The 9,613-nt window shown below is 68.5% G+C and carries 17 protein-coding genes; all 17 read right to left on the bottom strand.

Annotated features, from left to right (window positions below):
• On the bottom strand, positions 1-444 hold a 444-nt coding region (locus tag A8711_RS21885; RefSeq protein ID WP_141707679.1), incomplete at its 3' end, for a DNA-directed RNA polymerase subunit alpha.
• Positions 445-539: 95 nt separating this feature from the next.
• Positions 540-1,166 (bottom strand): 30S ribosomal protein S4, encoded by a 627-nt coding sequence (gene rpsD, locus A8711_RS21880; protein WP_018784565.1) that lies wholly within the window; start codon positions 1,164-1,166, stop codon positions 540-542.
• A gap of 14 nt (positions 1,167-1,180) precedes the next feature.
• Positions 1,181-1,588 (bottom strand): 30S ribosomal protein S11, encoded by a 408-nt coding sequence (rpsK, locus tag A8711_RS21875; protein WP_013288613.1) that lies wholly within the window; start codon positions 1,586-1,588, stop codon positions 1,181-1,183.
• A gap of 18 nt (positions 1,589-1,606) precedes the next feature.
• Positions 1,607-1,987 carry a 30S ribosomal protein S13 gene (rpsM, locus tag A8711_RS21870; RefSeq protein ID WP_013288614.1) on the bottom strand — a complete coding sequence of 127 codons (381 nt, stop codon included), beginning with the start codon at positions 1,985-1,987 and terminating at the stop codon, positions 1,607-1,609.
• 210 nt (positions 1,988-2,197) lie between these two features.
• Complete coding sequence (gene rpmJ / locus A8711_RS21865; protein WP_012184307.1) at positions 2,198-2,311, bottom strand: 50S ribosomal protein L36; 114 nt, start codon at positions 2,309-2,311, stop codon at positions 2,198-2,200.
• Between the two features lie 92 nt (positions 2,312-2,403).
• Positions 2,404-2,625: a translation initiation factor IF-1 gene (infA, locus tag A8711_RS21860; protein WP_007073013.1), complete on the bottom strand. Its 222-nt coding sequence runs from the start codon at positions 2,623-2,625 to the stop codon at positions 2,404-2,406.
• Positions 2,626-2,857: 232 nt separating this feature from the next.
• Positions 2,858-3,376: a DUF1707 domain-containing protein gene (locus A8711_RS21855; RefSeq protein WP_069087965.1), complete on the bottom strand. Its 519-nt coding sequence runs from the start codon at positions 3,374-3,376 to the stop codon at positions 2,858-2,860.
• Positions 3,377-3,459: 83 nt separating this feature from the next.
• Entirely contained in the window at positions 3,460-4,314 is an 855-nt protein-coding gene (map, locus tag A8711_RS21850; protein ID WP_030501602.1) for a type I methionyl aminopeptidase, read from the bottom strand.
• A 97-nt stretch (positions 4,315-4,411) separates the two neighbouring features.
• A complete protein-coding gene (locus tag A8711_RS21845) occupies positions 4,412-5,065 on the bottom strand; it encodes an adenylate kinase (RefSeq protein ID WP_030501603.1) in 654 nt (217 codons plus the stop codon).
• Positions 5,066-6,394: a preprotein translocase subunit SecY gene (gene secY / locus A8711_RS21840; RefSeq protein WP_043328244.1), complete on the bottom strand. Its 1,329-nt coding sequence runs from the start codon at positions 6,392-6,394 to the stop codon at positions 5,066-5,068.
• Positions 6,395-6,632: 238 nt separating this feature from the next.
• The gene (gene rplO, locus A8711_RS21835) at positions 6,633-7,076 is read right to left on the bottom strand and encodes a 50S ribosomal protein L15 (RefSeq protein ID WP_018784561.1); all 444 of its coding nucleotides are present in this window, start codon (positions 7,074-7,076) and stop codon (positions 6,633-6,635) included.
• The gene (gene rpmD, locus A8711_RS21830; RefSeq protein ID WP_013473693.1) at positions 7,076-7,258 is read right to left on the bottom strand and encodes a 50S ribosomal protein L30; all 183 of its coding nucleotides are present in this window, start codon (positions 7,256-7,258) and stop codon (positions 7,076-7,078) included. Before rpmD ends, rplO begins: the two co-directional genes overlap by 1 nt.
• On the bottom strand, positions 7,258-7,872 hold the full coding sequence (rpsE, locus tag A8711_RS21825) for a 30S ribosomal protein S5 (protein WP_013288621.1): 615 nt from the start codon (positions 7,870-7,872) through the stop codon (positions 7,258-7,260). Before rpsE ends, rpmD begins: the two co-directional genes overlap by 1 nt.
• Positions 7,873-7,905: 33 nt before the next feature.
• The gene (gene rplR, locus A8711_RS21820) at positions 7,906-8,295 is read right to left on the bottom strand and encodes a 50S ribosomal protein L18 (RefSeq protein ID WP_030501605.1); all 390 of its coding nucleotides are present in this window, start codon (positions 8,293-8,295) and stop codon (positions 7,906-7,908) included.
• Positions 8,296-8,362: 67 nt separating this feature from the next.
• Complete coding sequence (gene rplF / locus A8711_RS21815; protein WP_013288623.1) at positions 8,363-8,905, bottom strand: 50S ribosomal protein L6; 543 nt, start codon at positions 8,903-8,905, stop codon at positions 8,363-8,365.
• 16 nt (positions 8,906-8,921) lie between these two features.
• Positions 8,922-9,329 carry a 30S ribosomal protein S8 gene (gene rpsH / locus A8711_RS21810; RefSeq protein WP_013288624.1) on the bottom strand — a complete coding sequence of 136 codons (408 nt, stop codon included), beginning with the start codon at positions 9,327-9,329 and terminating at the stop codon, positions 8,922-8,924.
• A gap of 98 nt (positions 9,330-9,427) precedes the next feature.
• Entirely contained in the window at positions 9,428-9,613 is a 186-nt protein-coding gene (locus A8711_RS21805; RefSeq protein ID WP_007073023.1) for a type Z 30S ribosomal protein S14, read from the bottom strand.

Genomic DNA, 9,613 nt, shown 5'->3' with positions numbered 1-9,613 from the left:
GGTGACGTAGCCGCGACCCCGCTCGACGGTCAGCTCCATGTCGAGCCGGCCCTTGCCGTTGAGGGTGGCGAGCTTCAGGTCCGGGTTGTGCACCGAGACACCGGCCGGGGGCTGGATGTCACCGGCGGTCACGTCGCCCGGGCCCTGCTTGCGCAGGTACATGCTGACCGGCTCGTCGTGCTCGGAGCTGACGCACAGCTCCTTGATGTTCATGACGAGCTCGACCACGTCCTCCTTGACCCCGGGGATCGTGGTGAACTCGTGCAGCACACCGTCGATCTTGATCGAGGTGACCGCCGCACCGGGGATGGAGGACAGCAGCGTACGCCGCAGCGAGTTGCCCAGCGTGTAGCCGAAGCCGGGCTCCAGCGGCTCGATGGTGAACCGGGAGCGGGTCTCGTTGATCGACTCTTCGGAGAGAGACGGTCGCTGGCTGATGAGCATCTTTTCTCTTCTCTTCCGGGGCGCCCGCTATTTGACGCCCACGACACAACTGTTCCGGTGGCCCGCCCCGGAGGACGGGCCACCGCAACGAGCCCTTACTTGGAGTAGAGCTCGACGATCAGCTGCTCCTGGACCTGGGTGTCGATCACCTGGCGGGCCGGGAGCGAGTGCACGAGGATCTTCAGCTGGCTCGGGATCGCCTCCAGCCACGCCGGAACGGTCCGCGAGCCGGCCTCACCCTGCGCCACGAGGAACGGGGTGAGCTCCTTGCTCTTGGCACGCACCTCGACGATGTCGTGCTCCTTGACGCGGTACGACGGGATGTCGACCTTCTTGCCGTTCACCGTGAAGTGGCCGTGCTTGACCAGCTGGCGGGCCATGTCCCGGGACTTGGCGTAGCCGGCCCGGTAGACCACGTTGTCCAGCCGCGACTCGAGGATCTGCAGCAGGACCTCGCCGGTCTTGGCCTCCTTGCTCACGGCCTCTTCGTAGTAGCCGCGGAACTGCTTCTCCAGCACGCCGTAGACACGACGGGCCTTCTGCTTCTCACGAAGCTGGAGCAGGTACTCCGTCTCCTTCGTGCGGCCGCGGCCGTGCTGCCCGGGCGGGAACGGCCGGGACTCGAACGGGCACTTCGGGCCATCGCACTTGCTGCCCTTGAGGAACAGCTTCATCTTCTCCCGCCGGCAACGGCGGCAGTCAGCACCGGTGTAACGAGCCATCTCTCTCTAACCTCTCAGACCCGGCGACGCTTCGGCGGACGGCAACCGTTGTGCGGCTGCGGCGTGACGTCGGAGATCTGCCCGACCTCGAGGCCCACTGCCTGCAGCGAACGGATGGCGGTCTCCCGGCCGGAGCCGGGGCCCTTGACGAACACGTCGACCTTGCGCATGCCGTGCTCCATCGCGCGGCGCGCGGCGGCCTCGGCGGCGAGCTGCGCGGCGAACGGAGTCGACTTGCGGGAGCCCTTGAAGCCCACCTGGCCGGAGGAGGCCCAGGAGATGACCGCACCGGTCGGGTCCGTGATGGACACGATGGTGTTGTTGAAGGTGCTCTTGATGTGCGCCTGCCCGTGGGCGACGTTCTTGCGTTCCTTGCGCCGGACCTTCTTGACGGCGGCTCCGGCACGAGCCTTCGGTGGCATAAGTCTGTGCGCTCCTAGTTACTTCTTGCCGGGCTTCTTCTTGCCGGCCACGGTCCGCTTCGGGCCCTTCCGGGTCCGCGCGTTGGTCTTGGTGCGCTGGCCACGCACGGGCAGACCGCGGCGGTGCCGGATACCGGCGTAGCAGCCGATCTCGACCTTGCGGCGGATGTCAGCGGCGACCTCGCGGCGCAGGTCGCCTTCAACCTTGTAGTTGCCCTCGATGTGGTTCCGGAGCTCGACGAGCTCCTCGTCCGTGAGGTCCCGAACGCGCTTGTCCGGCGAGATGCCGGTCGCGGCGAGCGTCTCCAGGGCGCGGGTGCGACCGACCCCGAAGATGTAGGTGAGCGCGATCTCCATCCGCTTCTCGCGGGGGAGATCCACGCCGACTAGACGTGCCATGTGCGGGCGTACTCCTCGTGATGTTGTGGCGGAGGTGTGGACCCGTCCCACCCCGCTACCCGACCGTCCCTGTCCTTCCGGCGACGAACGCCGGCGACCGGGACGGGTCGCTGCCCGAGCGGGCCCCGGCCTCCGACCGGGGGTCAACCACGAGGGGGTACGCGCTGCGCGCCCGACCGCGGCTGGGACGAGTTGGTGATGTGTGGGGCGTCAGCCCTGGCGCTGCTTGTGGCGCGGGTCGGTGCAGATGACCATGACCCGGCCGTGCCGGCGGATCACCCGGCACTTGTTGCAGATCCTCTTGACGCTCGGCTTGACCTTCACGGTTGCCTTACTTCCCATCTGGCCCGGAGGCGCGACGCAGCGCGACCCGGACGTCGAAGACGGACACGGGAACGTCCCGGCCGCCGTCAGGCTTACTTGTAGCGGTAGACGATGCGCCCGCGGGTCAGGTCGTACGGCGAGAGTTCGACGACGACCCGGTCCTCCGGCAGGATGCGGATGTAGTGCTGCCGCATCTTGCCGCTGATGTGAGCCAGCACCTTGTGACCGTTCGCGAGCTCCACCCGGAACATGGCGTTCGGCAGGGGCTCGATGACCCGACCCTCGATCTCGATGGCTCCGTCTTTTTTCGGCATGTCCTCCGCTGTCCTGACGTCGGTTACTCCGGACGGCCCACAACGTCTTACACGGGAGAACTGACCAAGATCAGGAAACCCGCGCCAGCCGCGGCTCCGACTCCCACCGAAGCGCAGGGTGGGCATGGCGGAGTGGACGCTGTGCGCCGATCTGAAAGTGTACGCCGACCCGCGCGCGCTCGCCAAACCGACCGGCGGGACCGTCACCCGCAGGGCGTGAATATGACGCAGCTCACGTCTCCGGCAGCTCCCGCTTCGCCCGGCGGCGCGCCTCCCGCTCGATCTGCTTGCGCCGCCGGCGTTCCGCGTCCTTCTCCGGCGCGCCGTGCGCCAGCCCCTGGATCGTCTGGTAGAGCACCACGGCGCCCCACGGGCCGAGCACCCAGATCGGCCAGTAGTCGTCGAACTCGCCCTCACCCAGCTGGGAGACGAACCAGATCGCGGTGAGGATCAGGGCCACCTTCAGCCAGGGCCCCCACACCCCCAGCAGCCAGACGCTGCGCGTGCTCTCGGCCGCCTGGTCCCGATCAACCGCCGGGCTCTTCCCGGCCGTGCGCGGAGCCGGCAGCGAAGTCTCCGCCGGCCGGGAACCGGGCAGGTCGGTCAGCAGCTCGTCCAGCTCGCCGTAGGTCTTCGCCCCGTACGCCCGGCGCAGCCGCTCGTCGTACTCGTTCAGGTCGAGCCGGCCCTCGTTCAGCGCCGCCCGGAGACGATCCGCGGTGGCCTCCCGGTCCGCGTCGGCCGCCCGCATCCGGTTGCGCTCATCCATGGGAGCAAGCATGTCATCCGGCCGCCAGGCCCGCAGCACGGCGCCCGGGACGGGCGTGCGCCCGCTCAGACCGCCGGAGAGTCGACAGACGTCTGCCGGGCGGTCACCAGGTCGCCCAGGCGACCCCGTCCGCCGTCCTCGGCGGTCAGCACCCACACGCCGTCGTCCAGCAGCGCCATCGAGTGCTCCACGTGCACCGCCATGGAGCCGTCCCGGGTCACCACGGTCCAGCCGTCGGCCAGCTCGACCGTACGCGGCGAACCCATGGTGATCATCGGCTCGATGGCGAGCGCCAGGCCCGGCACCAGACGCGGCCCCTTGCCGGGGCGCCCGTGGTTGAGCACGTGCGGGTCCTGGTGCATCTCGGTGCCGATGCCGTGACCGCCGTAGCCGTCGACGATGCCGTACCGGCCGCCCTTGCGGACCGCGCTCTCGACCGCGTGGGAGATGTCGGTGAGCCGGCCCTTGCCCGAGGCCGCCCCGCGCGCCGCCGCCGCGATCCCGGCCCACATCGCGTCCTCGGCCACCGCCGTCATCCTCAGCAGCGCCGGGTCGACCTCGCCGACCGGCACCGTGACGGCCGCGTCGCCGTGCCAGCCGTCCAGCACCGCGCCGCAGTCGATCGAGATCAGGTCACCCTCGCGCAGCACCTGCTGCGGCGACGGGATGGCGTGCACCACCTGCTGGTTGACCGAGGAGCAGATCGACGCCGGGAAGCCGTGGTAGCCCTTGAAGGACGGCACCGCGCCGGCCTCGCGGATCGTCGACTCGGCGATCGCATCCAGGTCTGCCGTCGACACGCCCGGCGCCACCGCTTCCCGCATCCGGCGCAGGGCACGGGCGACGACCAGACCGGCGGCCCGCATCAGCTCGATCTGCTCGGGGGTCTTCAGCTGGATGTCCAGCTGGTGACGGCGCATGGTGGTGGTTACCTTTCGTCGCGCGTACGCGGAGCAGCGGGGCACGTCGCACGTACCCCGCTGTTCGCACTCTATCCGCCGGGTGGCGAGTGGGACCTCAGCCGCCGTACGAGCGCAGCGCGTCGATGGCGCGGACGGTGACGTCCTCCACCGGACCGGTCGCGTCGATGCCGACCAGCTTGCCCTGGGCGCCGTAGTAGTCGACCAGCGGCGCGGTCTTCTCGGCGTACTCGCGCAGCCGGGCGGCGATGGTCTCCGGCTTGTCGTCGTCCCGCTGGAACAGCTCCGCGCCGCAGCGGTCGCAGATGCCCTCCCGGCTGGTCGCGTCGAACTCGACGTGCCAGATCTTGCCGCAGCCCCGGCAGGTGCGCCGGCCGGACAGCCGCCGGATCACCTCGTCGTCGTCGACGACCAGTTCCAGGACCAGGTCCAGCGCGGTGCCGAGGTCGGCGAGGAGCTTGTCCAGCGCGGCGGCCTGCGGCGTGGTCCGCGGGAAGCCGTCGAGCAGGAAGCCCTCGCTCGCGTCCGGCTCGGCGAGCCGGTCGCGCACCATGTTGATGGTGACCTCGTCCGGGACCAGCTTGCCGGCGTCCATGTACCGCTTGGCCTCGACTCCCAGGGGCGTGCCCTGGGAGACGTTCGCCCGGAAGATGTCACCGGTCGAGATCTTCGGCACCGAGAGGTGAGCGGCGATGAACTCCGCCTGTGTGCCTTTGCCCGCGCCCGGCGGGCCAACCAGAACGAGTCGCATCTACCGCAGGAACCCTTCGTAGTTCCGCTGCATGAGTTGGCTTTCGATCTGCTTCACGGTCTCCAGACCGACGCCAACCATGATCAGCACAGCGGTGCCGCCGAACGGGAAGTTCTGGAACTGCTGGTTGTCCAGCCAGATGAAGAAGAAGTTCGGCAGGATCGCGACGATGCCCAGGTAGAGAGCGCCCGGCAGGGTGATCCGGCTGAGGATGAAGTCGAGGTACTCGGCGGTCGGCTTGCCGGGGCGGATACCCGGCACGAAGCCGCCGTACTTCTTCATGTTGTCCGCGACCTCGGTCGGGTTGAACGTGATCGACACGTAGAAGTACGTGAAGAAGATGATCAGCAGGAAGTAGATCGCGATGTGCTCCGGCGCGCTCGCCTTCACGATGTGGTTCTGGATCCACGCCTGGACCTTGCCCGGGTCGTTCTGATCGAAGAACTGGAGCGCGAGCTGCGGCAGGTAGAGCAGCGACGAGGCGAAGATGACCGGGATGACGCCGGCCTGGTTCACCTTCAGCGGGATGTAGGTCGACGTGCCGCCGTACATCCGCCGGCCGATCATGCGCTTGGCGTACTGCACCGGGATGCGGCGCTGCGCCTGCTCGATGAACGTGACAGCGGTGATGACCACCAGCACCAGGGCGATGACGAGGAGGAACATCCCCCAGCCCTTGGTGGTCTTGATCTTCCAGCCCTCACTGGGGAGCCGGGCCGCGATCGAGGTGAAGATCAGCACGGACATGCCGTTGCCGACGCCCCGGTCGGTGATCAGCTCGCCGAGCCACATCACCACGCCGGTGCCGGCGGTCATGGTCATGACCAGGATCGTCAGCGTCAGCCAGTCCGGGATGCCGGTGCCGCGGGGCACGATCGGGAACTGGTCGCACTGGTTGTTGAACAGCTGCCCGGAGCGGGCCAGCGCCACGAACGCCGAGGCCTGCAGAACGCCCAGACCCAGCGTCAGGTAGCGGGTGTACTGCGTGATCTTGGCCTGCCCGGCCTGGCCCTCCTTGCGGAGCTGCTCCAGGCGCGGGATCACCACCGTCAGCAGCTGCAGGATGATCGACGCGGTGATGTAGGGCATGATGCCCAGCGCGAAGACCGAGAGCTGGAGCAGCGCGCCACCGGAGAAGAGATCCAGCAGGTTGAGCACGCCGGTGCTGCCACCCTGGATGGTGTCGAGACACTTCTGCACGTTGCCGTACGAGACGCCTGGGCTGGGCATCGTGGCGCCCAGCCGGTAGACCGCGATGATGCCTACTGTGAACAGCAGCTTCTTGCGCAGGTCAGGCGTACGGAACGCACTGAGAAAGGCGGACAGCAACTTCTTCCTCCTGCGCGACGCGGGCCGCCGGTGACGAATCCTGGCGGGGCGGGGTGGTGTGGCCGGGCGGCGTGCCCGGATTCCATGGCTGGGAACGGACTCTAACAGTCCGATCCCCCTCCGGGCAGATGTGCCCGGCTACATAAAACGAATCCGATGTTACCCGGCGCACACGTGGCCGGTAGACCATGGCGCCCGCCCAGTTGCGAACAACTGAGCGGGCGCCATGAACATCGCCTTACAGCTCGGTGACCGAGCCACCGGCGGCGGTGATCTTCTCCTTGGCCGACGCGCTGAACGCGTGCGCCGAGACCTGGAGAGACACGCCACCGAGGTCGCCGGTGCCGAGCACCTTGACCGGGTGACCCTTGCGGACCGCGCCGGCCTCGACCAGCTCGACCGGGCCGACCTGGCCGCCGTTCGGGAACAGCTCGGCCAGCCGGTCCAGGTTGACCACCTGGAACACGACCTTGAACTTGTTCTTGAAGCCCTTCATCTTCGGCAGGCGCATGTGGATGGGCATCTGCCCACCCTCGAACGCCGGCGAGATGTTCTTCCGGGCCTTCGAACCCTTGGTACCGCGACCGGCGGTCTTGCCCTTCGAGCCCTCACCGCGACCCACGCGGGTCTTGTCGGTCTTGGCACCCGGAGCCGGACGCAGGTGGTGCACCTTGATCGTCATTACTCGACCTCCTCGACCTTCACGAGGTGGTTGACCGTGAAGATCATGCCGCGGATCTCCGGCCGGTCCTCCTTGACCACCACGTCGTTGATCCGCTTGAGACCGAGCGAACGCAGCGAGTCACGCTGGTTCTTCTTGGTCCCGATCTCGGACCGGACCTGGGTGACCTTCAGGCGTGCCATCAGGACGCCACCCCCGCCCGCGACGCCAGCATGGCGGCCGGCGCGACGTCCTCGACCGGCAGACCACGACGGGCCGCGACCTGCTCCGGGGACTCGAGCCCCTTCAGGGCCGCCACCGTGGCGTGCACGATGTTGATCGGGTTGGACGAGCCGAGGCTCTTGGAGAGCACGTCGTGGATGCCCGCGCACTCCAGCACGGCACGCACCGGACCACCGGCGATGACACCCGTACCGGCGGAGGCCGGCTTGAGCAGCACCACACCGGCCGCGTCCTCGCCCGTGACCGGGTGCGGGATCGACTGACCGATCCGCGGCACCTTGAAGAAGTGCTTCTTGGCCTCCTCGACACCCTTGGCGATCGCCGCGGGCACCTCCTTGGCCTTTCCGTAGCCCACACCGACGGTGCCGTCGCCGTCGCCCACGATCACCAGGGCGGTGAAGCTGAAGCGACGACCACCCTTCACGACCTTGGCGACGCGGTTGATCGCGACGACCCGCTCGAGGTGCGGGGTCTTCTCGACGGGCGCGTTTCCGCGGCCGCCCTCACGGCGGTTGTCGCGGCGACCACCCTCGTTGCCACCGGACCCGCCGCCACGGCGCTGTTGACCTGGCATCAGCAGCCTTCCTTCTCTCTCGTGACGGGGTTTCTAGAACTCGAGCCCGGCTTCGCGGGCGGCGTCGGCAAGCGCGGCGACACGCCCCGCGTACCGGTTGCCACCGCGGTCGAAGACGACCTTCGAGACGCCGGCGGCCTTGGCGCGCTCGGCGAGCAGGGCGCCGACCTTGCCGGCCAGGGCGCTCTTGTCGCCCTCGGCGCCGCGCAGCGAGGCGTCCATGGTCGAGGCCGACGCCAGGGTGTGACCCTTGGTGTCGTCCACGACCTGGGCCACCATGTGCCGCAGGGAGCGGGTGACGACGAGGCGGGGACGCTCGGCGGTGCCGCTGACGTTCTTGCGGACCCGGAAGTGCCGACGCGCACGCCCGACGGCACGCTTGGCGGCGACGCCGCGGCGGCGCTTGAGCAGCGTGGCGCTCACTTCTTACCTGCCTTTCTCACGGCCTCACGGCCGGCGGACGACCTCGCCCGGGTGTTGATGGCCGCGGTCACTTCTTGCCCGCCTTACCAGCCTTGCGGCGGATGACCTCGCCCTGGTACTTCACGCCCTTGCCCTTGTAGGGCTCCGGCGGGCGGATCTTCCGGATGTTGGCGGCGACCTCACCGACCTGCTGCTTGTCGATGCCGGCCACGTGGAACAGCGTCGGCTTCTCGACCGTGAAGGTGATGCCCTCCGGCGCCGGCACGAGGACCGGGTGCGAGAACCCGAGCGCGAACTCCAGGTCCTTGCCCTTGGCGGTCACGCGGTAACCGGTGCCGGCGATCTCCAGGCTCTTGCGGTAGCCCTCGGTCACGCCGACGATCATGTTGGCCACCAGCGTCCGGCTCAGGCCGTGCAGCTCCTTGGCCTTGCGCTCGTCGTTGGGCCGGTTGACGTGCAGCTCGCCGTCCTCGCCCCGCTCCGCCGTGATCGGCTCGGCCAGCACGTGGCTCAGTTCGCCCTTGGGGCCCTTGACCTTGACGGTCCGGCCGTCGATCGTGATGTCGACGCCGGCAGGCACCGGGATCGACTTACGTCCAATACGCGACATTTCTACCTGTCTCCCGTTACCAGACGAAGGCGAGGACTTCCCCGCCAACGCTCCGCTTGCGGGCCTGCCGGTCGGTGAGCAGCCCCTGGGACGTCGAAATGATCGCCACGCCCAGCCCGCCGAGCACCCGCGGGAGCCCGTCCGACTTGGCGTACACCCGGAGACCGGGCTTGGACACGCGCTTGATGCCGGCCAGGCTCCGCTCGCGGTTCTGGCCGTACTTCAGCTCGACGACCAGTCGCTTGCCGACGGCGCCCTCCTCGGGCTCCTCGACCGACCAGGTGGCGATGTAACCCTCGGCCTTGAGGACCTCGGCGATGTTCGCCTTGATCTTCGAGTAGGGCATCGTCACCCGGTCGTGGTACGCCTGGTTGGCGTTACGCAGACGCGTGAGCATGTCTGCGATCGGGTCGGTCATCGTCATGAAAACTCGTCAACCTTTCTCGCCGGGGTTCCCCGGGCCAGGCCCGGGGCCTACGGCGAAGAGACAGTTCAGCTGACGCGCCGGAGCGCGCCGGGCTATTACCAGGAAGCCTTGGACACGCCGGGCAGCTCACCGCGGTGGGCCATCTCCCGGATGCACACCCGGCAGAGACCGAACTTGCGGTAGACCGCCTTCGGACGCCCGCACCGCTGGCAGCGGGTGTACGCGCGAACCGAGAACTTCGGCTTCGCGGCCGCCTTGAGGATCAGCGCCTTCTTGGCCAT

Origin of the sequence: Micromonospora sp. II, assembly GCF_001709195.1 — a bacterium.
Lineage (GTDB): Bacteria > Actinomycetota > Actinomycetes > Mycobacteriales > Micromonosporaceae > Micromonospora > Micromonospora chalcea.
This window is presented reverse-complemented; position numbering and strand designations above follow the sequence as displayed.

Coding starts and splice junctions, on each gene's coding strand:
- map (WP_030501602.1), bottom strand. CDS start 4,314: ATGCGCCGTCACCAGCTGGACATCCAGCTGAAGACCCCCGAGCAGATC.
- rpsM (WP_013288614.1), bottom strand. CDS start 1,987: ATGGCACGTCTAGTCGGCGTGGATCTCCCCCGCGAGAAGCGGATGGAG.
- rplO (WP_018784561.1), bottom strand. CDS start 7,076: ATGACGATCAAGGTGCACCACCTGCGTCCGGCTCCGGGTGCCAAGACC.
- rpsH (WP_013288624.1), bottom strand. CDS start 9,329: ATGACGATGACCGACCCGATCGCAGACATGCTCACGCGTCTGCGTAAC.
- A8711_RS21805 (WP_007073023.1), bottom strand. CDS start 9,613: ATGGCCAAGAAGGCGCTGATCCTCAAGGCGGCCGCGAAGCCGAAGTTC.
- rpmD (WP_013473693.1), bottom strand. CDS start 7,258: ATGGCACGCCTGAAGGTCACCCAGGTCCGGTCCGAGATCGGGACCAAG.
- A8711_RS21845 (WP_030501603.1), bottom strand. CDS start 5,065: ATGCGACTCGTTCTGGTTGGCCCGCCGGGCGCGGGCAAAGGCACACAG.
- rpsK (WP_013288613.1), bottom strand. CDS start 1,588: ATGCCACCGAAGGCTCGTGCCGGAGCCGCCGTCAAGAAGGTCCGGCGC.
- A8711_RS21855 (WP_069087965.1), bottom strand. CDS start 3,376: ATGCGGGCGGCCGACGCGGACCGGGAGGCCACCGCGGATCGTCTCCGG.
- rplF (WP_013288623.1), bottom strand. CDS start 8,905: ATGTCGCGTATTGGACGTAAGTCGATCCCGGTGCCTGCCGGCGTCGAC.
- rpsD (WP_018784565.1), bottom strand. CDS start 1,166: ATGGCTCGTTACACCGGTGCTGACTGCCGCCGTTGCCGGCGGGAGAAG.
- infA (WP_007073013.1), bottom strand. CDS start 2,625: ATGCCGAAAAAAGACGGAGCCATCGAGATCGAGGGTCGGGTCATCGAG.
- rpsE (WP_013288621.1), bottom strand. CDS start 7,872: ATGCCAGGTCAACAGCGCCGTGGCGGCGGGTCCGGTGGCAACGAGGGT.